Annotated in this window: 21 protein-coding genes and 2 pseudogenes; 6 read left to right on the forward strand and 17 right to left on the reverse strand. The window is 55.1% G+C overall.

The annotated features are described in order from the left end of the window. Positions 1–7 precede the first annotated feature (7 nt). The 3 genes from H4W29_RS01250 to ilvA form a co-directional block, all read right to left on the reverse strand. On the reverse strand, positions 8–1219 hold the full coding sequence (locus tag H4W29_RS01250) for a GGDEF domain-containing protein (protein WP_192730645.1): 1212 nt from the start codon (positions 1217–1219) through the stop codon (positions 8–10). Positions 1220–1495: 276 nt separating this feature from the next. Beyond that, positions 1496–1825 carry an HlyU family transcriptional regulator gene (locus tag H4W29_RS01255; RefSeq protein ID WP_192727339.1) on the reverse strand — a complete coding sequence of 110 codons (330 nt, stop codon included), beginning with the start codon at positions 1823–1825 and terminating at the stop codon, positions 1496–1498. Positions 1826–1861: 36 nt separating this feature from the next. After that, positions 1862–3112 carry a threonine ammonia-lyase gene (gene ilvA, locus H4W29_RS01260; protein ID WP_183822070.1) on the reverse strand — a complete coding sequence of 417 codons (1251 nt, stop codon included), beginning with the start codon at positions 3110–3112 and terminating at the stop codon, positions 1862–1864. Between the two features lie 195 nt (positions 3113–3307). On the opposite strand from ilvA, the gene H4W29_RS01265 reads away from it, so the two are divergent. Beyond that, positions 3308–3685: a VanZ family protein gene (locus H4W29_RS01265; RefSeq protein WP_192727340.1), complete on the forward strand. Its 378-nt coding sequence runs from the start codon at positions 3308–3310 to the stop codon at positions 3683–3685. Positions 3686–4256: 571 nt separating this feature from the next. Here H4W29_RS01265 and H4W29_RS01270 read toward each other — a convergent pair. Both H4W29_RS01270 and H4W29_RS01275 read right to left on the reverse strand, forming a co-directional pair. After that, complete coding sequence (locus H4W29_RS01270; protein WP_192727341.1) at positions 4257–6041, reverse strand: adenylate/guanylate cyclase domain-containing protein; 1785 nt, start codon at positions 6039–6041, stop codon at positions 4257–4259. 520 nt (positions 6042–6561) lie between these two features. Further along, complete coding sequence (locus H4W29_RS01275; RefSeq protein WP_192727342.1) at positions 6562–6957, reverse strand: hypothetical protein; 396 nt, start codon at positions 6955–6957, stop codon at positions 6562–6564. Positions 6958–7128: 171 nt separating this feature from the next. Here H4W29_RS01275 and H4W29_RS01280 point away from each other — a divergent pair, with 171 nt between their 5' ends. Further along, positions 7129–8334, forward strand: a complete 1206-nt coding sequence (locus H4W29_RS01280) for a Shedu immune nuclease family protein (protein ID WP_192727343.1) — start codon at positions 7129–7131, stop codon at positions 8332–8334. A gap of 147 nt (positions 8335–8481) precedes the next feature. On the opposite strand, the gene H4W29_RS01285 is transcribed toward H4W29_RS01280, so the two are convergent. Further along, on the reverse strand, positions 8482–9855 hold the full coding sequence (locus tag H4W29_RS01285) for a tyrosine-type recombinase/integrase (protein WP_192727344.1): 1374 nt from the start codon (positions 9853–9855) through the stop codon (positions 8482–8484). Positions 9856–10238: 383 nt separating this feature from the next. Between H4W29_RS01285 and H4W29_RS01290 the strand changes: the two genes are divergently transcribed. Then, complete coding sequence (locus H4W29_RS01290; RefSeq protein ID WP_192727345.1) at positions 10239–11825, forward strand: hypothetical protein; 1587 nt, start codon at positions 10239–10241, stop codon at positions 11823–11825. Between the two features lie 28 nt (positions 11826–11853). Here H4W29_RS01290 and H4W29_RS01295 read toward each other — a convergent pair whose 3' ends face one another. The 5 genes and pseudogenes from H4W29_RS01295 to H4W29_RS01305 all read right to left on the reverse strand — a co-directional run bounded on the left by H4W29_RS01295 (position 11854) and on the right by H4W29_RS01305 (position 14965). Further along, entirely contained in the window at positions 11854–12711 is an 858-nt protein-coding gene (locus H4W29_RS01295; RefSeq protein WP_312872257.1) for a trypsin-like peptidase domain-containing protein, read from the reverse strand. 26 nt (positions 12712–12737) lie between these two features. Further along, positions 12738–13928 carry an HNH endonuclease gene (locus tag H4W29_RS01300; RefSeq protein ID WP_192727346.1) on the reverse strand — a complete coding sequence of 397 codons (1191 nt, stop codon included), beginning with the start codon at positions 13926–13928 and terminating at the stop codon, positions 12738–12740. 133 nt (positions 13929–14061) lie between these two features. After that, a pseudogene (locus H4W29_RS34730) lies at positions 14062–14344 on the reverse strand (type II toxin-antitoxin system RelE/ParE family toxin); the annotation flags it as partial. A 79-nt stretch (positions 14345–14423) separates the two neighbouring features. After that, a pseudogene (locus tag H4W29_RS34895) lies at positions 14424–14531 on the reverse strand (hypothetical protein); the annotation flags it as partial. Continuing rightward, positions 14483–14965, reverse strand: coding sequence for a ParB/Srx family N-terminal domain-containing protein (locus H4W29_RS01305; protein ID WP_246517081.1), 483 nt, complete (start codon positions 14963–14965; stop codon positions 14483–14485). The gene H4W29_RS01305 and the pseudogene H4W29_RS34895, both read right to left, overlap by 49 nt. 901 nt (positions 14966–15866) lie before the next feature. On the opposite strand from H4W29_RS01305, the gene H4W29_RS01310 reads away from it, so the two are divergent. After that, positions 15867–17018: a hypothetical protein gene (locus H4W29_RS01310; RefSeq protein WP_192727347.1), complete on the forward strand. Its 1152-nt coding sequence runs from the start codon at positions 15867–15869 to the stop codon at positions 17016–17018. A gap of 7 nt (positions 17019–17025) precedes the next feature. Then, on the forward strand, positions 17026–18111 hold the full coding sequence (locus tag H4W29_RS01315) for a S1 family peptidase (protein ID WP_192727348.1): 1086 nt from the start codon (positions 17026–17028) through the stop codon (positions 18109–18111). Positions 18112–18234: 123 nt separating this feature from the next. Here the strand turns inward: H4W29_RS01315 and H4W29_RS01320 are convergent, their stop codons facing one another. The 6 genes from H4W29_RS01320 to H4W29_RS01345 all read right to left on the reverse strand — a co-directional run bounded on the left by H4W29_RS01320 (position 18235) and on the right by H4W29_RS01345 (position 21634). Then, positions 18235–18840, reverse strand: a complete 606-nt coding sequence (locus H4W29_RS01320; protein ID WP_192727349.1) for a hypothetical protein — start codon at positions 18838–18840, stop codon at positions 18235–18237. A gap of 439 nt (positions 18841–19279) precedes the next feature. Next, the gene (locus H4W29_RS01325; RefSeq protein WP_192727350.1) at positions 19280–19615 is read right to left on the reverse strand and encodes a DUF3768 domain-containing protein; all 336 of its coding nucleotides are present in this window, start codon (positions 19613–19615) and stop codon (positions 19280–19282) included. Continuing rightward, on the reverse strand, positions 19612–19803 hold the full coding sequence (locus H4W29_RS01330) for a hypothetical protein (protein WP_192727351.1): 192 nt from the start codon (positions 19801–19803) through the stop codon (positions 19612–19614). The genes H4W29_RS01325 and H4W29_RS01330 overlap by 4 nt, the downstream gene beginning before the upstream one ends. Before the next feature lie 445 nt (positions 19804–20248). Further along, positions 20249–20956, reverse strand: a complete 708-nt coding sequence (locus H4W29_RS01335; RefSeq protein ID WP_210332127.1) for a hypothetical protein — start codon at positions 20954–20956, stop codon at positions 20249–20251. Position 20957: 1 nt separating this feature from the next. Continuing rightward, complete coding sequence (locus H4W29_RS01340; RefSeq protein ID WP_192727353.1) at positions 20958–21323, reverse strand: hypothetical protein; 366 nt, start codon at positions 21321–21323, stop codon at positions 20958–20960. Next, positions 21323–21634: a hypothetical protein gene (locus tag H4W29_RS01345; protein ID WP_192727354.1), complete on the reverse strand. Its 312-nt coding sequence runs from the start codon at positions 21632–21634 to the stop codon at positions 21323–21325. Before H4W29_RS01345 ends, H4W29_RS01340 begins: the two co-directional genes overlap by 1 nt. A gap of 267 nt (positions 21635–21901) precedes the next feature. Here H4W29_RS01345 and H4W29_RS01350 point away from each other — a divergent pair, with 267 nt between their 5' ends. Further along, entirely contained in the window at positions 21902–22471 is a 570-nt protein-coding gene (locus tag H4W29_RS01350; protein ID WP_192727355.1) for a recombinase family protein, read from the forward strand. Positions 22472–22774 lie beyond the last annotated feature (303 nt).

Genomic DNA, 22774 nt, shown 5'->3' on the forward strand with positions numbered 1-22774 from the left:
ACCTGATCTAGCTGACTTTTACGACACCGGAGCGGCCCACGACACAGTTACGGCCGCTCTTCTTTGCCTCGTAGAGGCGGCTGTCTGCCGCCGAAAGCACAGTCGTGAAGCTGTCACCATCTTCGTCGGCGGTTGCAACACCTATGCTTACAGATATGGGCGCGTCGTCAGGCGTCTTCACGCTGGTCACAATCGTCCAGCGAAGCCGTTCGGCGAGCAGCAATGCCTCTTCATGGCTCGTACCGGGGCAAACGGCGACAAACTCTTCGCCGCCGAAGCGGAAGATGCGGTCGCTGGAGCGGAGCGTCGTTCCGAGCCTTGAGGCAATGGCCTTCAAAACTTCGTCGCCTTGCAGATGACCGAAGCCGTCATTGACGTCCTTGAAATGGTCGGCATCGATGATGAGAACGGTCGCGTGCTGGCCCTGCCGAAGCGCCTCGCGCACCATCAGCGGCGCCTCCAGCTCCATACGGCTGCGGTCATAGACGCCAGTCAGCATATCGCGGCCGGTGCGTTCCAGGAGATCGTTATAGCGCTCGCGGAATGTCAGATCGCCGAAGAGATCACTAATCGAGCGGGCCGAGGCGGCAACGCCGTCCCGGCGGATACGGTATTCGTAGATGGCAAACATCAGGGAATAGAGGCAGACCGCCAGCATCTTGGCTTTCCATCCGGCCCAGAAGGCTGCCATCGGAACACCCACGAAATAGTGCAGGCCGCTGAAGAAGAGGATCTGGTCAAAGGTCAGAACCACAAGGCCCGAGATCATGAAACGCAGCACCACGCGCCGGCGCATGAAATCGCCAAGCTTTTCGTAGAGCAGAATGATGCCCAGCGAGTCGAGGTAGAGGATCGCCGTTCCCCACACCATCAGCCAGCCCATTTCCTTCAGGAAATCGACGTCTGCCGGATGACCAGGCGACAATTCCAACGGCTGGTGAAGCTGCAGTACCCAGGCAATGGCGACGGTCAGGAGATTACCGAGAAACAGACCATAAATCGGCTGGCGGACGGTCGCCGCATCCTCCTGCAAGTAGAGCATGAGGATCATCATCAGCTTGCCGGAAAAGAAGATCGAAGAACCCGGCGAGACGTTCCCGAACGGCAGGGAAACATAGAAGACCGCAGCGAGATAGGTCTCCATGAAATGCATGACGCCGAGCGCCGTCAGGAAGACGCCCAATCCGAGGCGATGGCGAAAATGCAGGAGACTGACCATCAGCACGAAATAGCCGACGGCTTCGAAGATGAAGAGCGCGGAGTTGAAAAGCACTATCACGGTCCTCCGCCGCGCGCGAGAGCCGCAGCCGCCGCGGCGGATCTTCTGGTCAGTCGTCCGGAAAGCTCTAACACAAGCGGTGCCCTGCAAAACCTGCAGAGCCACCTTCACCATAATCCTTTAAGATTAGGTGAGCAAAGCAGCAGTTTCCGTCACGGAAATGCTGTCATAGTTTTGAAAAACAACGGGAAATCTCAGCCCGGACTAGGCTTGCCCTTAGACCTGACGAAGCTTTTCGCCATCACTGAAAAGAGAGGACCCGTGCTGATCGATAATCTGCTGCGCCTTGCGCACCGTGCATTCGATCGCATCATCCGACGAGGAAAAAAGATCAGCGCGGATGAACTTGCGGACGAGGACGTCCTCACCGACCTTCTTTTCGATGCGGCCGGCCAGACGATACTGGCCGCCTTCCTTCTGCGGTTCTGCGTAGATGGTGCAATCGCCATAGAGCTGGGGCTCGCCGGAAGGACCCGCAACCGCCTCGCTCGAGGATTTGCCGCCGCCGGAGAAGACCGAAAGGATGTTTGAAAGGAACGAAGCCATAATCCGCCTTTAGCACGCAGTGCAGTGGACGCAAAGTCAAATGATCAGGTTTGCGAGGATCTCGTTTTCGGTAATATCCTCAAAGCCCATGCCCGCGCTTTCGAAATTGGCGACCAGCGTCACGAAATTCTCCGGCGCCGTCGTTTCGATGCCGATGAGGATCGAACCGAAATTGCGCGCCGATTTCTTGAGGTATTCGAAGCGGGCGATATCATCATGCGGCCCGAGAAGATTGAGGAAATCGCGGAGCGCGCCAGGGCGCTGGGCAAGGCGCAGGATGAAGTATTTCTTCAGGCCGGCGTAGCGCATGGCCCTTTCCTTGACATCGGGCAGCCGCTCGAAATCGAAATTGCCGCCGGAGACGACGGCAACGATCGTCTTGCCCTTGATGGCCTCGCGATCCATGGCTGCGATCGCCGTCAGCGACAGGGCGCCGGCCGGCTCCAGCACAACGCCTTCGACATTCAGCATCTCCTGGATGGTGACGCAGATGGCGTTTTCCGGCATCAGCCTGACCTGTTCGACCGAAAAGTCCTTCAGGGCCGCGAAATTCAGGTCACCGATGCGGGCGACGGCCGCGCCGTCGACGAAATTGTCGACCTTGGGAAGCGTCACCACCTGCCCGGCTTCGAGGCTGCGGCGCAAGCTCGGGGCGCCGGCAGGTTCGGTAAAGATAAAATCGGATTTCGCAACGATGCCGTCGAGATAACCGGTGATGCCGGCGGCAAGGCCACCGCCGCCGACCGGCAGGACAACCATGTCGGGCACCGTGCCTTCGGGAAGCTGCTGCATGATTTCTGCAGCAACGGTCGCCTGGCCCTCGATGATATCGACATGATCGAAAGGCGGCACCATGACGCCGCCGATCGCTTCGACGTGATCGCGGGCCGCCTGATAGCACTGGTCGAAGAAATCCCCGATGAGCTCGATGGTGATGAAGCCGGCGCCGAACATGCGGGTCTTGTCGATCTTCTGCTGCGGCGTGGTGACCGGCATGAAAACGACACCCGGGACGCCGAAATGGCGGCAGACGAAAGCAAAGCCCTGCGCGTGATTGCCGGCCGACGCGCAGACGAAAGTCTTGCCGCCCGCACCTTCGGCAATCGCCTTGCGGAAGAAATTGAACGCGCCGCGGATCTTGTAGGAGCGAACAGGCGAAAGATCCTCGCGCTTCAGCCAGATATCGGCGCCATAGCGGGCGGAAAGGTGATCATTGAGCTGCAGCGGCGTGGCGGGGAAAAGGCTGCGCATTGCCTCTTCGGCGCCTTCGACATCGTGTCTTGTCACGGGCGTTCGTCCATTTTCAAATATCCAGACGTCGCTATGACACAAGCCGCGTGTGGAAAGAAGCCCGTTTGCGCCATTTGCGGTTCGCTCGATGAAAGGCTTCTTTAAGCGCGTCTTCAGATTGCGTCCAAGACCCAGGTCACGTGGAGAGCTTTTAACTTGATGTCGCGCAGCAATTGCTAATATGACGGCAAGATGACACCCAAGATCACAAAGCCGCTGGCGTGGCTTCTTTTCGCCTTCATCCTGTTCGTCACAGTTTCGCCGATCGAATTGCGACCCCACACGATCGAAACACCTGACATCGACCGTGCCGCGGCTTACCTGACAGCAGGGCTGGCTTTTGCTGTTGCTTATCCGAAACAATGGAAAACGGTCGCCGTGCTGCTGATCTTCGGTGCGTTCGCCATCGAATATCTGCAGTACCTGTCGCCGACGCGGCATGCGCGCCTTCACGATGCAGGCGTCAAGGCCGCAGGCGCAGCAATCGGCCTGGTCGCCGGCTGGGCCTTCAACAAATGGCGGGAGGCAAGAACCGCGGCGAACGCCGCCGCAGAATTTGCCAGACGCTGACCGTAAACAGGGACGTTAAAGTCCGCGCAGTTGCAAGGCCCAGAAGAACAACGGCACCGCTGCCAGTGCCGTTCCCAATAGCAGGAGGGCACTCATCTTGAAAAGTCTGATGCGACGCGTCCTTGCACCATTCCAGTCGTAAACCATCGCCTTACTCCCACTAAGACAATACTTACTCAACCGCACAGTGCCTACATTTTTTGCACCGTTGAGGCCATAGACAAGCGCTGCCTATGGTTTATTCACATTATACAAGCATATTCGAACGGATTTATAAAGATGGCGCGAGTGACGGGGATCGAACCCACGGGAGCATCCCAGAAAGATTCTCGCTTCTGTCACAACTCTACCTCTTAAGTCAGCGCTCAGTATCAAGCTGCTGCGGGCACTTCGATCGCGCCGCCCCCGCTTCAGGATACCTTGAAAGCATACTCCCGAGTATCAAACGGACACTCACGTTCACCGGCGGTACAAACGCCGAGCGGCAACCACGGATATCTCGCTGCGCCAATCCACTGCTTTCTTGTCGCGGTGTTGCGGGGATCTGGCCAACTATCGAGAGATATGGAATTCAGCCAAGGTTCCTGCGTTTCTCCAGGTCGTTGGCCGTTGAGACGATCTCGCCGGCACCCGCCTTGATCAGCCCCTCGCGGATATGCTGCGTATCGGATTCTTGGGTATAGTGCAGCGTGGCGAGGAACGGCTCGATGCCGAAGTCGGGCGCAAGCGCTTTGACCTGCTTCATATGTGCGGATGCGGCAATATCGTCGCCGAGGCAGCCATAGCAGGCCGCGACGAAAGCGTGCTGGACGTGGTCCATGGCGGAAAGATGCATGAAGGCCTCGATCGCCTCGCCATATTGCCGGGCGGTGAAATGGGCTTTTCCGAGGTGACTCCAAAAACGGGCCGGATGATGCGGGTTGAGCCGCATGGCCTTGCGGATCCATTCGACTCCTTCTTCGGGGCGGCCGAGCCAGGTCAGCAACTCACCCTGCTGAACCACCACCAGGTCGTAATTGGGGTTGAGCGAGAGAGCACGCTCCTGATGATAGCGTGCCGTCGTCAACTGATTGTTGTTGACATTGACCGCGGCGAGAATGCGATGCACGTCGGCGTCGTTGTCGTCGAGCGCAAGCGCCCGCTCCAGCTCGGAATTGACTTGCGCCCAGACCGCATCCTTGTCACTGCACCAGCAGTTCACCCAGGCCTGCCCGAGGATGCAAGCCCGCCAGGCATGGGCATGCGCATAGCCTGGGTCGAGTTCGATGGCCCTGTCGATCAGCGCCTGGGCTTGCGCGTTGTCCGAGACGCTGCTTCTATGGTGCAGCACCTTGGCCGCGAGCGCACATTCGTAGGCGGCCATGTTTGCCGGCTTCGTGCGGGCGAGTTGGTCACGCTGGGCCGCCTCGACGCGCCCGGGAAGCGTGGCGGCGATCGCGGCCGTCACCTCGTCCTGGATGGCGAAAATGTCATCGAGTTTGCGGTCGTATTTGTCCGCCCAGACATGGGCATCGTTGACCGCATCGATCAACTGGACCGTGACGCGCACCCTGTCGCCGATTTTCCGTACACTGCCTTCGACCAGGTATTGGGCGCCGAGCTTCTCGGCCACCTCGCGCACATTGACGGGTTGGCTCTTGTAGACGAAGCTGGAGTTGCGTGAGATGACGAAGAGCTCGTGGCGGCGCGACAGTTCGGTGAGGATATCCTCGGTCAGGCCATCGGCAAAGAACTCCTGCTCGGGATCGCCGCTCATGTTGTTGAAGGGAAGAACGACGATCGTGGGTTTGGAAGCGGTCCGCTTGCCGTCTGCGGCATTCGCCGCGGGCGCGAGGACGGTGTCGTCGAACCCGACCCGGTAAAGGTGAACCGGACGACTGATATTCTTCAGTGCCTTCTCGCCAAGGTCCTCGATGGCCACTTCGAGTCGGTCGGCAATCTGCGTCGCCACCGCGGCCGTGACGCAGATGCCTCCGACGTCGGCCAGTTGTTCGACGCGCGCGGCAATGTTCACACCATCGCCGAAAATGTCATCGTCGTCGAAAATGATATCGCCGACATTGATGCCGATCCGGAATTCGATCCGTCGATCCTGCGGCACGTCGGAATTGCGCCGCTTCATGCGCTGCTGGACTTCCACGGCGCATCTCACAGCGTCGGTCACGCTCTGGAATTCGACCAGCATGCCGTCGCCCGTCGTCTTGATGATGCGGCCCTCGTTCTTGGCGATGGCAGGGTCGATCAACTCTATCCGGTGCGTTCTGAGCCGGGCGAGCGTGCCGGCTTCGTCCGCCTCCATCAGTCGGCTATAGCCTGCCATGTCGGCCGCTAGGACTGCTGCTAGTCTTTGTTTCATCGACTTGCCACAAACGATTCGCCATGACCGGACTGGAATTGGCGACCTCGGCCTATTCTACCTCAGGCCGTTGCGATCGCCTATCTAAATTAGCGTCCACTGATTATACGAGGCGGGCAAAGCAGCCAGCGCTTTGACATCCGTGAACATAGATGAGGCTTATACTTTCTTTGCAAAATCGACCATGTCTGCAAGGCAACAAGCAGTCCGGGAGTTTGCTAAAAATCCATCCAACAACGTTATGGCCTGTTTGGCCTAGTCTCCGCGTCCGCGCCCCGACTGCCCCTCCCCCAGGAAATATCGGGATTTCTGTTCGAGGGAGGATAAGCTGTTTTTCAAACGATAATTCAATGTGGTGCGAGCGACGGGGATCGAACCCGTATAGCCTAAGGCCGAGAGATTTTAAGTCCCTTGCGCAAAAGTTAATCACATTGATTTTAAATGATATTATCTACATTACTCTGTGTATGTGTTCAAATATGTGTACAAATCAGGCTGAATTTGAACGGCAAACACATCGTCATCGCCTGCGATAATAGGCATCCCACGCCAGCTTAATGTCAAAAAATGTCCACTCGCGGCGGCGTCCATACGCCGGGCTGGGCCGGTTAAAACACTCGTTGAGTTTCGTCTCGCGCTGGAATTTCATGAACCACGCGGTGGATTTGGGCTTGTCACGCGCCGTGGCCGCGATCTGGCGGATGATACCGCTGTGAGCCCAATGAGTGTATGGGTCTTTCAAAGACCCCGGATCTGACAGGTATAGGCGGAGCCTCTGCAGAGTCGCTTCGTCGGGTGATTGATGGAGCTGTGAACGAAGCTCCTCGACGGCTAGTGCCGCCCCTCGCCTAGCAGCTTCGGCCAGCATATCGCGCAGTTGCGCATCAGTTAACACAAGCGTCTGCAAGGCTTCCATGAGCAAAGACTTTCGTTGGCGGGATTGGAGCAGTCAAAATCACTGCAAAACTATTGCGTCACATGAAAAAAATGACGTCAATCCCATCAGGAGCGAACGGACATTGAAGTGTTTCCCACTTCAGAGCCTCACCAACCTGTAGTATAACAGTCGCACAAAAGAGGATTCACTTTGAGCGGCTTTGACGACGGGGCAACGATAGGCGGCTGGCGCACTGACCACCTTTATGTGCACCCATTCAAGAACGGTGACGGTAAATTCTTCACCGTCATCATCGAGGAGGGGGGCAGCCGTTCAATTGAATACATCCCGCCATTTCCGTCTCGGAACAGACTAAAGGTGAAGTTTACCTTCATCACCGAACGGAATGAGATAACAAAGGTCGAACTGCGGAAATACAAGGAGTACAAAGACGGATGGCGAGAGCAGTGGTCAGGTGCGGACGATCCTATTGCCCTGTCGCACTTCTCTTTCCAGAAAATAATGGCGCTGCTTCAACTAATGACGGAGTTGGATTTAGCCAGCGTCACCGAACGTAGGCTGGCGATTCACGAAGGCTATGGCCCTATAGACAGGGAAACGGCTGATAAGGTGAAGTCCATCGTTGCCTTACCTGAAGGGTATAAGATTCTCGACGAGGTCTTGCAAAGCGGCCTTATCCAATCCCACGACATCGTCAATATCGGCTATCGCAAGGCACAACTCGGCATCTTCAAGCGACTCCTGGAGGAGCCGGGTTACCTCGACGTATACAAGGTGGAAGAAGGCCTAACGACACCACAAGAAGAAAAGGTCTGGCAGAATTTTTTTCAAAGGAATCCGTGGATATTTGGTTTCGGATTGGATTACCGTTACCTGAATATCTTGCAGGCTGAGGCGCATATCGCGGACACCGATCTCAGCGGCAATGATGCCGCCATCGTGGACTTCCTCATGGGCTGTACGGACTTCACAGTCCTGGTCGAAGTGAAAAAACCATCCACGCCACTATTCCTAAAGAACCAAAACCGAGCAAATAGCTGGCGGCTGTCGAGAGATTTCACGGATGCCGTTTCACAAATCCTCGAGCAGAAAGCGAGTTGGCAGATTAAAGCCGAGACCAATGCCCACAAGAACCTCAACGGAGCTGGGAAGCTGTTGCGGCAACGCACCCTGGACCCCAAATGCATCCTGATCACGTCATCCGACGCGGCCTTCGCCGGCTCTGAAAAGGAGCGAGAGATTAAATTGAGGACATTTGAGCTGTTCCGGCGGGACACACGGAACATCGAAGTCCTGACCTATGATGAGCTCTATGAGCGAGCGAGTTTCATCGTGTCCGAGAAAGGCTCCGGCAGAAATGCAAGCATCGACGACAGTATCGATTATCCTTTTTAACATAAGGGTTATGCCCTGCCTACGGTTACGTTTGGATGTCGGCAAGGGCGCGGTGCCGACCCTTGATCCACCCGTGGCGCGGATAGGGTGAGACCCGGAGCAATTGCCTCACGAAGCCGTCACCCCTCGCCACCGAATCCGGACAGCCTAGACACCCAAAAGATCTCCAAGCTTCTCAGTGACCGGCCGCAACGGATCGACCAGCCCAAGGTCGTAGATCATCGTTGTTTCTAGGTTCCCCTTGTGATCGACATAGTGTGAGATGGCTTCGTGGGAGACGCCCTGCCCCGCCAGCATTAGCGAAATCGCAATCCGTTTAAGATCGTATAACTGGAAATAGTCCGGGACGCCCGGCAATGCCTTAAAGCGAGCGAGGCCGCGGCGGAAGTTGTCGCGCGGTTGAGATGCATCGCGATGTGACGGGAAAAGCAGCTCGCTTTCAGGCCAGCGCATCCGTTGCGCCCTCACCAGCTCGGCGACCTTGGTGTGGATCGGCACTGAACGGAATGCATATTCGTAGGCCGAACGAGACAGCTTGATGCCCTTGGTGTTGTGCTTGTGCCAAATCAGCTTTTCGAGGTCGAAATGCTCGAACTTGGCCGTTGCCAGATCGCTGGGGCGAGCCATAGTCAGGAAGAGGATACCCATCAGATTGCAGAGTTCCAGCATCTGATCGTTCCCCGTTTGGATGACCGCCTTGGCGAGAGCGGCTTTGCGCTTCTGCAATCCGCTGAGCGTTTCGATTTCCGGTACGGCCTCCAAGACTGGATAGAAGATGTGGCGTGCAATTTGGCGAATTTGCTCTGTGGAATAGTCGCGACGGTTCCGCACAACCTTCCGGATTCGGATTGGGGTGCACGGATTGCGCATATCAACGAGCTGCATGCGGATCGCCCAGTTGTACAACGCGCTCACATGCCTCAAGCCATCGTTATGGCTATAGGGCGAGGTAAACTGTTTCTGGTATCGTTCGATATCCAGAGGTTTAATGGATGCAAACGGCCGATCATTGAACATTGTCCCGAAATCGACATAGCTCCTTTTGATGTTGTGCCCCCGGCGGGTCTCCACTCGGGGCGATCTCTTTCGCCACCGCGCCACGAATAGAGCAAACCCGTCCCGATATCCTTCCGACAACGTCTGAATATGGCTTTCCCAATACCGGTCGATGGCTTCGCGAACAGTCAGCAGATGGGCGCGACGCGTATCTTCCGTGTCAGAATCAGGGTTTTCCCCGGCTTCCAGCTGCCTCTCACGTTGCCCAACGGCCAGGCGCGCTGATGCGACGTTGAGGAGGACAGGCGATCCGATGGCTTTGCGGTAGCGCTTGCCATTATATTGATAGACATGGACGAAAGCCTTGTTTCCGAAAGCCGTGACGCGCAGACCGAGACCTGCGACAGAACCACTACGAATGTGACCATCTGCCCCAACGGGGTAATCCCAGAAGATTTCTTGGTATTTATCGGCAGGGCACTGCGCCGTTAAAACTAAAGAATCGGTCAAATACAATTTCGGCATTTCATGTAACTTCCATGTAACGGATTTATACCAAATGTTACATGGGAAATAAAGAAATGACGTTCACAAATACCGAAAAAATGATGAACTTACAGCATGTTGCTGTATTTCGGATTTAGGGAATTATAGCCCAGGAGTGGTTCACACGGTAGGGGTCACAGGTTCGAATCCTGTACCGCCCACCATATTTTTCAATCACTTATCTTGTTGATAGCCGCGCAAAGCCTCCCCATGTAACTTTCATGTAACGGCTGCTGTCTGCATACTAAAATCGCTAAAGTGCCCTCTGTTGATTCTCAGTGGGCTCAGACAAAGAACCTTGCTGCCGCAAGCTCCTGGTTCCGAGCCACGAGATCGAAGAGTGCCGTACCTGGAGAAACTCGATGTCGAATGCGAGGCCGCTTAATGCCGATACCTTGGGCGAATTGGGCGAGGCAGCATTTGGAGCGATGTGTGCGAAAGCAGGTCTTGTTGCCAATAAAGCCACGCGAGATCGCGCGGGATGGGATTTTCGAGTTGAGGTGCCAAATTCGGCGCTACCAACCTCGGTTCCGGCCGACAAACGTGCGATTCCGGATCCGTTTGTTTTTCAGATCAAAACCATGTGGCACGGCGGCACCCACTTTACGGCTTCACTCATCTCGCTGGAAAGACTAGCCAAATCTTCCGAACCCGCGTTTATTTTGGTCTTGACGATCGACGAAGATCGCAATGAGCGGGACGCTTTCCTGATTCATATGGGCGACAAAGTACTCGACCTCGTGCTGAAGCGTTTGACCCGGGACACTCAAAAAGGAGGCGTGACAAACCGTCAGAAGGTTAGATTGAGTAAGGACGCGAGCTGGCTACCCGTTCCCCTCGTCGCCGAGGATATTATCGCTGCCGGAAGAGACATCTGCGTGCGTTACGCAGGCTCTTCGATTTACGCAATTGCCAAGGACAACCAGCTTCGGAAGGCAGGGTATGGTCCCTATCCGTTTAAAGTCAGCATGACGGTAGAAGCAGCCAGTACCAGCGAGCTCATTCAGGCAGCCCTTGGATTAAAGCCATTGCGGGCGACGAATATGTACGGCACAGAAGAACGCTTCGGCATAACCCGACCGCTTTCACCCCCCATGGGTACGACTGGAACCATAACGGTCACTCCAACTAAAGGGCATGATTGCCGCCTCTTCTTTCGGAAAGATAAGTCTTCCATCCCTGTCACCCGATCTGGAGACATCTTCGCTCCGGCCTTACGCGTTGCGGAATTCAGGCAAATGCAGTTTCTGGTGAAATCCGATCCCCTCAAGATGCACCTGTTGATGTCGGGCACATTCAACCTGGATATGCCTGACCTTCGCGACGAGCGGAAGCCGATCGGATGGTGGAAGGAAATCTACGATATCTTTGATATCCTAAGTTGCGACAACGGTTCGATCGAAGTCTATGTTGACGGCATGACCAAGCTTTTCGCAGCCAATAATATCAGTGCATCCTTCGGCGCGGACGATCGAAAACGAATAAGCCACTTCCACAAGGTGATTACCGCCGCTGACGCGCTGTTGAAGCGCACTGGACACACGGATTTGGCGCTGACATTCGATGATATCATCACCAGTCAGGACGACATCCTCACCTGCATACAGCTCATCACAGAAATCGGCACAACCTTTTCCTGCGATCTCGATAGTCCAGCCTCCACTCTCGATGTTGAGTTTGATATGGCGGAACCCGGTGTTTTCATTCAGGCGCTCAAAATTGGACCCATCTCGATTCACTATTGCGCTTGCGCTGACATTGCGTTCCGTCGCACCGAGATGGATGGTGCTATTCTGGAGGGCACCACGACACAAAGCGGCATCCTCCGGCCAGATGGCGGAGAAGATATCTATAAATTTTCAGAGATTTGCGCACGCGAGGCAGGCGCAAAATGCCGGATCACCTTTGAAGGTTTTGGCAAGTCCGTACTTCAGAGCGGTGATCAATAAGGCCTGCCCTGTTGTTCTATCAACGTCATTAATCCTTTGTGACAAAGCTTATGGCGTCCACCCAAGGCTGAAGCACCTCGCTCGGGATAGCATAAGTTATGGGAAGCGAAACGTTCTCCACTGATAAACCGCTTGTCACCATGCCAATGACTTTGCCGGTGTCCGCTGTACAGACCACACCTCCACTAATGCCGCCCAGCGCAACCGAACTGATCTGAAAAAGGCGAGTCTCCTCAGGTTGTGTTGCCGGCAAAATCGCGCTGATTATGCCGTCATAGAAAGTCGGCTGCACAATGCCTCGGTTAGTTGCGGCTGTTAAAAACAGGTCGCGTCCCAGAGGATAGCCGCCAATCAGGACTCGATCGCCGATCCCCACGCGAGTAGAATCACCCCATTTTACGGCTGGCACTTCATACTTATGATCGTCAGGGCTTCGTACGGGGCATATTAGGACACCAACGTCTACCGAGGCATTCCCCTTCCGATGCCTGGGATCTATGAAATTGAAGCAACTCGTGATGGGATAGTAGGTCTTAGCCAGTTTGCCATTGAAGATCGTGTCAGCTTGAATGTAGGCGTGACCGCTCCTCACCTCCAAAGCCTGGCAAACATGCCAGCAGGTGAGAAGCTTCCCAGGGCCACACTGAAATGCCGTTCCCTGGATATCCATGATCCACTCTTCAAAGCCGGGGTCCTCACTACTAATAGTTTCGCCGGATTGATGTTTCTGGACACCGAAATGGTTGCCGACAGGAAGGATCGATTTGGCAAGGCGAGAAATAGGGGTTTGCCGTCCAAATGAGGCCCAAGGAATTTTCGCAAAAATCTCTGCCAGCTTTTCCATACAATCAGTTCCGCTTCGGGCCGTTTTTTTGAGCGTCAGCACCTATGATCATCCGGCAGCGTCGTCTCTCAACTCGGTCCTGTCGGACGGCAACTTGGGATATTTGCACGATCTCCGCGTTTGGCGGCAAGTGCCACGAGGGACGGCGATGGCACGGTATTCATTTGATGCGCCAGATATGCAGGCAATGAAATCGGGCCAATCGCCTCTGCCGCGGCGGGCACCGTTATCCACACAACTCCGTCAACATAGTTCGGGTCGAGAGTGTCAATCAGGTCCTGGTCGTTACAGACCAAGACGTTCATGGAGCGTCCTGAGGGTGAGATAATAAAGAGGCCAAGACTGCCTTCGACGATCATGACCATGAGGACCCAACCACCCGGCCACTTCAATATTTCCTCGGCACCGCCTAGGCCTGCCCCACCGAAGAGCGGCGAACCGCGCACGGGAATGAGCCGCCGTTTTTCGGTATTCGCTTCACGCATCCCCCATCGCAAGGTTTTGGCGTAGTCCGATCTGAGAAAAGCCTCACCAAGGAGCTTGTATCCAACTCCCAGGCCGAGCTTTGCAAGCATCCTGTTTCCGAGATCGAACGAAATAGCGGGCCGCGTGCGGATCCGGCTTCCATCACGGCTGGCATTGAGAACGGCATCGACCGTTTGCATATCCCCGGCTTGGATTGGGTCGGCTCTATCAAGGTTCCTAAAGGGCCAGTTTGGCGGCAATTCCGCATTGACGACAAAACGCTCAGCTCGACGAAAGTGTTGTCGAAACGACTCCAGGCTGACTAGAATCCAGAATTCCTCTGTTGATGTGAGGGCTACATAGGCTCGGCCAGCCTTGGACCTTTTCCGACGCGGGTCACCCCCAGCGTAGGTCACCCATTCCTCGTCACCGTCGTCGGGGCGGATATGGACTATGTTGGCGCCACACGGACCGGCCCAATAGTCAGCAACGTGCCCTTCCGGTAGTGGCACGTCCTGTATCGGTCCAAGGTAGTCTAGTGGTATCGCCGTGACTTTGCCCTTGCCAGCCAGATATTCAAGGGAGCCATTCGAGAGCTCTGCTTGACCTACCCAACTGCGGATGAACGCTCCATCAACGAATACGCCGGCTAGGCTGTTGCAAGATTGGCAGACATCATCGGTACGCCAGACATCGCGCGGCAGGAAGTCGCCGCCCAAGGCATTCGGCCAGATGTGTTCGTCGGAAAACGACTCCTCAGATTTCTGCGCGTCACAGTACAGGCAGGTTCTCATTTCGCTCCCAAATCCAAATGCCTGTCCGGAAAGTCACCGCGTGGTTTTCGCGATTATAGATGCTGTTTCAGTACTATTTCTTTGAAATCGCGACAAGATCCTCCTTGAGGCGCACTGGCAGATCCATGCGCTAATGAAGAATGTTCATAATACCGAGATCGCCATTTTCAAGTTCACGAAAGAATACGCAGTGATGCTCGTAGCGACTGAAATAGGCTTGGCGCCGAAATTCCACGGGGACCGCCAATCGTTGAGGAAGCTGTCGCCGGATTAGCCGATCTTCGCATAGTCGCCGCAAATATCCATGCAGCCCAAGAATGTATGCGTCCGCCTGTTTTTCTCCCCACACCTCCATGGTATCGCGCCAGATTTTGTCCTGCGCGGCGTCAGCGCGGATAAAAGCGGTAAGCCATCATGATCAGCGGCGCTTGTTGCGGCGGATGCCCGCTCCTGCTCCTCGTGGCTGTCGCTGATGGCCAACGCCCGGGCCTGCTCGATGCTCATGGCATCCTCGCGCAACACGTCCAGCACCTTCGGGGCAAGCCCTGGCAGCTTCAACCGCTGACGCACGGTGATAACCGACTGGCCGAACCGCGCCGCGATGCTCTCCGGGGCCATGCCATTCTCGGCAAGCTCCCGGTAGGCAAGAATTTCATCGACCAGTGCATCGCCCCGCGCTGGACGTTTTCCGCCAACGAGATTTCCGTAGAGTCACCCGCCTGACGCAGGGTGCAGGGAATGGGCGCGTCCTCCGCCAACCGTCCCTCCTTCGCTAGCAAACGCAGGGCGCCAAGGCGGCGGGAGCCCGCAATCACCTCGTATTTGCCCTTTTTGCCTTTGCGCACCGTAAGCTTATGGATGAGCCCGTGCGCCTCGATGCTGTCGGCCAGCTCCGACAAGCCCGCCGTAGCGTTCACGCGCCGCACGTTACCGGCACTCGGCATCAGCCTATTAAGCGCAATGCTCTCGTCCTCGTGCCGGATATTGATGGTGAGCTGGGCCACGGCCGTTTCGGTGGTCATTGTGATGGTGTCCATAGTCTGAGTCCTTCCGTTGATTGTCGTCGTGGAACACGGGCAGAACCGCGTTCTGCTCCCCGGGGCCGCGTGAGCGGTGGGGCTGGAAGGGGACAACAGGTCTTCGCGGGGAACCGGCTGCACGGAACGCAGCGCCAGCACAGTGGAGGAAGCTGGGTGGAAGATCCTGTTTGGGGAGGAGAAGGGGCAACGCCCCTAGGCCCCCAATACCACGGAGAATATGCGCAAGCGCCGTGAAATAGGGTAAAGTATATCTGTCCTGACATTGAGGCTGAGCGAGTAGGAATCTTGGAGCGGAAAATTTCCCTGTTTATAGACCTACTGAACGCAGCAAAGACGATAGCGGAAAAGGACGCCCGTCGCCAAATGTTGGTCTATCTCTTGGACCTTGCGATCGTTGACGCGGAAGAAGAGCGCGAACGTCAGCGTTTAAGTCACGCGGATACGGAGAAAGGACCACGTTGAGCCATAAAGGCTTCCCTCGCCTCGCCGCTGCGTTCCATCAAGCAAAACAATGAAGAGTATCGGAGAAATCAGCATCGCGCCGGCGCACGACGGGATTTCGGGAATTCTCGACACGCTAAGGGCGGAATAAGTGCAGCCGCAGGAGCCTCAGCATAGCGGCCTGCAGGGAGGCGGGACCGACTGCCTCCGTCCGTGTGTTCCGTGTTCATGCCTATCAACGACAGGCGATCAGCGCGTAAAATCAAGTGAAAATACTTAGTGCCGCCGGTAAATAACGAGATGTAAAGGCATTGCGTCACGGATCGATGTTGTTTCCTTGGTCCACCGATTTCCTCACTCTGAAGACTTTTATTGCAGTTTCAGTCGAACTCTCTTGCAAGTCGCAATGAGGTAAGCAACTATAACGTGATAAATACGCGAACTGGGAGCTTCGCAAATGTTTACCAGGAGAACGATTTTACAGGCCGCCGCTTTGATACCATTCGCCACTAAGGCCATCGCTCAAACAACGGCAGATTTCGATGTACCTTTCGAGAGCGGCCGCGCAGATTTCTCAGGCGTTTGGGAACTCAACTCGGGAACTATTAGCACGCTCGTCGCAAATGCACCGGATCTACCTAAAAACTCGGCACCCGCGGGGGCAAAAATTGTTTTTGCATCTGCCAAAGATATAGACGACTACTTCAAATCCAAAAAAGGCGATTCATTTATCGATTGGTTTAATCGAGACTTGGCTGGAAAAGGGAATTTCCAGAATAAAAGAATTCAAGGCCCTAATGTAGCTTCCAATTTCAACAATTATTGGACGTCTTATCTTCAAAGCGAACCGCTGACGCTTATGCAATTTCTCTGCTACATGGCGGTCCATATTAACGAGTGTAACGGCAACCTCGTATCGATAACTGAATCATATGGCCACAAAGACCATCCCGGCATTTCCTATCTTTTCGATAAGGTAATTCTTAAAACCAACAACCGCTCCTGGAGCAAGGCGTCCTACAACAAGAATTATAGCTGCCTCGAATTATTCAATAGTGATGTGTTTCTGGACGTGCATGCGAAGCGAACTGGTGAACCGGAATGGCCGGCGCTAAGAAAAACCAGTGATACGATATGGTCAGGATTCGTATACCCACAGTCTAAATATCCGACATCAGGGGACGTTAAGACGACGGGCATGATTTTGCACGCCGACTTTTTTAAGTTCCGTGGGCGCGGGGTTATTCAAACGACTTGGCGCAGTAATTATCGCGACATAGCCAAATACGTTACCGAATATGTCGGCGACGACCAAACCATTCAAAAATACAGGGACAAATGGCGGAGCCATCATGTCGATGAAATATGCACTATTTCGACCAGCCTCGACTGGGATGAGATCTTTAAATCGAATGATATCCTGACGTTTGCCGTGAGGATCCATGCGAAGAATGGGTCAAACTATCACCATCTCTCTGGCTCGGACAAAGAGCTGAACGGAACCGGAAAGGGTTCGATTGCAAACATGGGCGATTGTATCGGGGGCGCTGGGTACGGGCAGCGTTTGAAGGCGCGGATTGGCGATGTCATGAAATCACTGCAGGTATGAGCGTAATATGAAAACCTTGTTTCGCTATTTGATTTTCATAATTCCCGCTCTTGCATATGGGCCAACTGCTCGTGCCAATCAGCAATGCGTCTACGAAGCTTTCAATAAGGCGGTGGTCGAGGTTCTATATTACCCCGATCAAACGGATACCGATGATACGGCAATTTACGGAACCGGATTTGTCATTTCGCCCGACGGATGGATTCTCACTGCACGGCATGTATTGGAACGCGAAGACGGCTCAGGAACGACAGGAACGGCGAAGGTTCGCATTGGCGATCTTGACGCCAATCCGATTCCGGCAGCAATCATGAAGAGGGATGACTTCGACTTTGCTCTATTGAAAGTCGATAAAGAAGATCTTCCATACGTACGAATTCGCGAGGAATATCGGCCCAAGATTGGGCTAAACGTTCTCGGAATTTCTTATATCAAAGATTCTGGGCGCTCTCTTGTTGCCGAGTCGCCCATTACCAAGCTCAACATTATCTCTCCACGGTCGAGCGTCTGGCAGGAAACGCGAATGCAAGTGGAGAGGAGTGCCAGCGGCGGCCCGGTATTCGGACCGGACGGGCTTGTTGTGGGTATGTTGTCATCGGCCGAATTCCCCTCCAGTACGTCGGCCCTATCCACCCGAACATGGTTCACAACAATCCGGTTGGCTCACGAAAGTCTATTCACAGCCGGAGCAGAATCCACAACCGATCCGGCGTGTGAGACCCAGCAGGAAACGACGACGAAGGCCCGCTTTTCCAACGCGCCGGCCCCCGGTTTTACCTACATCGGCACCAAAGATCCGTCTGGCACCAAGTGGCTTGATCAGGTTTACAGGCTTCCGCAAGAGCCGGACGCTGCGCCCTCGGTCGGATCAACTGTCGTCGCGAAGGGATATGTTTGGATCCGAGATGAGATTATCGCGCCGGGCGGGTCGAAAGATAATGCGTCAATCAAGGGTTTGGCCTCGCCCGGCGATTTCTTCCACGTAACCGATGTTACCAACCTCGCAAACGGTCAGGTGTGGGCAAAAGTCGCGCCGCTCGACGTCCTCGGCAAGCTTACGGGGGCGCCGCAGGTAAAACTTCCAGAGCAATAGGCAGCGCAGCATTTTGGGAAGCATGTCGCTAACTGGCTGGCTCAGATAGCGACATACTCTGAAGTGATGTCCTAGTGCTCAGAGGCGCAGTAACTAAATGTGAATTGCGCCCGAGACACCGATTTATTTTTTTGCGGCGATGATACCGAACGTGACATTCGAAGGTGCGGGAATGGTCTTTTCGCCGCCAATGCCTTTAATATTCAGCGGACCTAAATTAAGTTCGTCCACTGGTCCTTTAAACACCTGCGATGATGCTTTCGCTCGCGCTTCGGCCTCAACAATTACGACGGTGCCACTATCGATATACCCGCGGCAAGTGTCCCCGACACTGTTTCTGACATAGTGGTAAAAGTCGTCATCAGAGGGCCAAGCTGCCCTAGTGACAGTATATCCGTCGACTTTCGTTTTATAGTATGGCCAGTGCAGAGTAGGTACGCCGGGAAATCCGAATGTAACCGACTCCGCTGTGTTTGTATCACTAATTGACTTATCGGAATCCAGCGTAACTTTAGTTGTTATCGCCTTCATCGCGCGATTGTCAAAATCTCTTTCGCAGAGAGGATGCGTGGATCCGTCACTTTTGACACGGTAGAGCCTTCCGGCCTCTAGAATTTGACCCTTTATCGGATTTATTGGAGTTGCATTGTCGCCCAACACCTGATTAGCGGCATAAGTGCAGCCACTTACAGCTAAGGATATTATCGATAACGCTATTATTTTCTTCATGAAATCCCCCTGTGAAGAATCATACGATAGCAAATATTTACCACGCTTCAATTGTATCGGGGATTTTCTACAACATATTTGAATCATATGTTCGTTCTTTCTTGCCGATGTTTTCAATCGAACGCTGATTCAAGGAATTGGTTGGTTAAGAGGGAAGCTGCGGCGGGGTTCCCCTGCCCTACGTCGGTCGGTTTCGTTGCCCATGCCGCGACAAGGGTCCGACCCCGAAGGATAACAAGGTCGATGTCGGGCAACGGCATCCGCTGAGCCCGCGGTCATTTTCAGAAATGGGCGGGCATCGCCCGAGGCGAGGGAAGCTGGAAGCTTACACATGAGTTCCTCGGGCGGCCTACGCTATATCCCTCAGTGTGGCGAAAGGCAGAGTGCATATCCCGCGCGTCGAGGCGGCCCGCATGGCGGCCGCCTCGACTTTACAATGTCAGTATTCGTCGGCGCGCATCACTGTCAGTACTCGGCAGGTGACGGCCGGATCGCTCGGATCAGGCGAGCCATACTCCTTGTCGCGATCGTAATAGTCGATCTTCCAAGAATAGCGGACGCCATTGTATGTGAAGTTGCCAAAGTCATGCTCACCGTGAGGATCGTTATCGGCGGTAAAGGCGTCGAATGTCCGAACTTGGTGCAGGACCTCACTGAGGTCATCGGCCGGAAGGTCAGCCACGCCGCAGGTCATAACCATCTCGCCACGGGGTGGAAACGGGAACGCGCGCAGCTGATCGTTCAGCAGACGGATGCGAAGGGTGGACGCGCTCATCGCGCGTCGTCCTTCTTCGGTTTGCGGACCACGAGCCGGCCGTTGAGAGGCAGGCAGGTGAGGCTGATGGTAAAGCCCTCGCCGTCGTCGTGGGACCAGGCACCGCCGATCTTAGTCCAGAAGGCTTTCTTGCCTTCACCTTCGATGTGGAAGACCTCGTGAGAGGGTCGTTTGCTTTCGGTCGTCATTGGGATTCTCCCGTTGGTTACCCGGCGCGCCCTTTGCGGCCGGTCGGGATTTCAAAGCGGCGTTAAGCCCGAGGCGCGGGACGCGCCGGTCCCAGTCAACGGCAACACGGGAGCGTAGCGAAGGAGCGGGCAGCCGATTGACCGGTACGGGCCACGCCGCAGAACCCCGACCTCACTGGCCGCAAGGGAGAGACGGTTCAGCGGGAAAAAGCACTAGGGCGAGAGGCAACGACAACTGCAGCTTCATCCAGGGATGGGCGGTCGTTGACTGAAGGCACTGATCGGGTGCGGAGGGTGTCTGTTCCCGCGAGCGAATGGACGAAGAGAGCCCTCGCCTAGCCATCATCAATGCGGCGCCGACATGAGCGGCCAAAGGCACGGCAAAAAGTAAGATGAATGCGCGGAGCTGTTTCACTGGACACCTATGGCTGCTTACCCACGACCTTCAGGAATTTCGATACGTACATCGGATCGGCGATTGCTGACCGGAGAATGGGAGCCAGATTGCGGGTATCCTCAACTCGATCCAGCTTTCCGGCCTGTATCCGGGGATAGAGCTTCGTCTTTTCACTGTCGCAGGACACGTAGCTCTGGATTTGTGGCTGCGGGTCGGCCTTGCTGTCGATGAAATCCTGATATTCGGCCATTGTGTTGAACACGATGCGGTCGTTGAAGTTGTCGTCGGATACCAGGTGACCGAGGTTTCCGCTGAGGTGCCCGTGGACGTGCAGGTTTCCAGGCGTTTTCCGGCATCGTATTCGCATTTGCCGCGCCAGGCTTCGGCATAGCGGATGTCAGCGCCGGACGAGCTTTCGAACGTCTTCTTATCGACGTCATAGACAATGTTGGTGCCGTCGCCGTCGGAGATATTGAAGGTCGAATAGCAGGCATCCGTGTCCTGCAGCTTCAGTTCCGGCAAGCCCGCTTCAACCAGTCGCCTGCTGCCAGCGGCAAACTGTTCGGGGTTGGACTGGAAGATTTCGTCCATCTGCGCCTTCGACCAGTTCGCGAACACGCCAGACGGCGGATATCGGCTGGTATCGACACCCTTCTCATCTGCTGACGCCTCGCATGACGTTAAGGACATGCCGCAGCCCAAGAGGATCACGACGCCCCGAGCTAAACTGCACCACAAGCGAATAGAAGCCGACATCTTAGTTCCAGCTCCAGAAGTCTACCTGATTCAATCTCTTGATGATATTCCCCCGGATCTGGGCGCAGCGCGGTCCATCCAGCCAGCCGCTACTGACGGCGGAGTTGACCCTGGCGATGGCGTCCCGCCGCATGGCATTGATGTCCGCATCCTTGAACCCGTTGGCGGCGGCATAGTCATTAATCTTGTCTTCGAGGCGCTTCATGTACTCGCCGGTCATAGGCGACTGGCCGCCCCGATTGCAGGAATCCATGTAGTAGTAGTTCTTGGTCTGGAAGGAATACATCGCCCACGCCTTGTCGTCGGCATGCGCGGCGGGCGCGAGCATGACGGCGATGGCGACGGCGCCAATAGCGATATTCTTCATCACAGCGTCTCCGTCTTGATGACGCTGTAACGCAGGACATTCCAGCCCGATGGCGTCTTCTGGAAATCCATGTTCAGCTCCTCGTAGTATTTGTAAGGGCCGAAGGAGCGGTTGTAGGCGACGGAGCAGGATTTGCGGTTGTCATCGCCGGAGCAATTGCTGAGCTGGAGGTTCCAGACGTTGCCGACGCGTCCGCTCAGATATTGCTGGGCAGCATCAGGCGAAGGATCGCCGCCACCCAGCAAAGACCAGCCGGGCAGAACGAAAACGATGGGGGCAAGAAAGGAAAGTCTGAGAAGGCGTGCGCTCATGGGGGCTACCTGAAGGAGGGTGAATGCCCTCTGTGGATAGCAAAAATCACGATTTATGGAGGGCGCGGTCTCTATTCACGAGCTTTGCGTAGTCTGCTTATAAATATCAGAATATTAAGTATTTCTAAGACACGCCGCCATTTACATTAAGTGAATCGACCCTCCTTGCAAATATCGTGAGATTTGGTGATCATGCAATTTAGTAACTCCTTAAATTAGACTTTGTTTACTGGCATAAATTCGGGGGTTTCATATCGGAGACCCTGCATGCGCCAAAATTCCTTATCTTCCCGTCTTGTAGGTTACGCCCGTGTAAGCACGGGCGGACAGGATCTTGCCTATCAGCTCGAACGGCTGCGATCAGCAGGATGCAGAAGGATTTTCCATGAGAAGCGCAGCGGCAAGAACACAACGGATCGTCCGGAACTGCATAAGCTTCTCCGGTTACTGAAACCCGGTGATGTGTTGCTGGCGACCGTCAGTGATCGCGTGGCTCGCGACCCGATGGATATGCTGACCATTCTCAACAGCGTCAAAGCCTCTGGGGCCGGTCTACGGCTTCTCGATGAGCCATTTATCGATACGACATCCGAGCTCGCCGACTTGTTTCTTTTCATTCTGGGATGGTTCGCGCGGTGGCATCGGTTGCGAATTCTGGAGAATACCGCTCATGGCCGCGAAATGGCACGGCGACGGGGCGTCAAATTCGGACGTAAACCTAAACTCGGTCCAAGCGACCGGAAAATTGTGGTGGAACGCCTCAGCAATGGCGAGCCATGCGCGCAAATCGCGAGGGCGTTCGGCGTCAGTAAAAGTACGATTCTGCGGATTCGCTAAGGACACGCGCCGAGCGCAACGAGGTGCGGCGCGCGGCCACGGCCCCAGCAGCTAATTTGAGCGCTGGTGTCTAGACCAATTGCGGCAAAAGGCTGTCAGCCGTGTTACCAGGAAATCGGGCTATCAGCGCGCCACGTTTCGCATTAAAAGACGGCGTCGAATTTATTGTGCGATGCAAGATTTACGCAAAGCCCTTCGTCAAAGCTTTACCAGGAGGTCGCCGCTCAACCTATTATGGCGCCGAATTGCCGCGGTGGTTCCGCCCCCGCAGATAGAATTCTCTGCCAAGGCTCGCCGACATTA

This window comes from Rhizobium viscosum, assembly GCF_014873945.1.
Classification (GTDB): Bacteria; Pseudomonadota; Alphaproteobacteria; order Rhizobiales; family Rhizobiaceae; genus Rhizobium; species Rhizobium viscosum.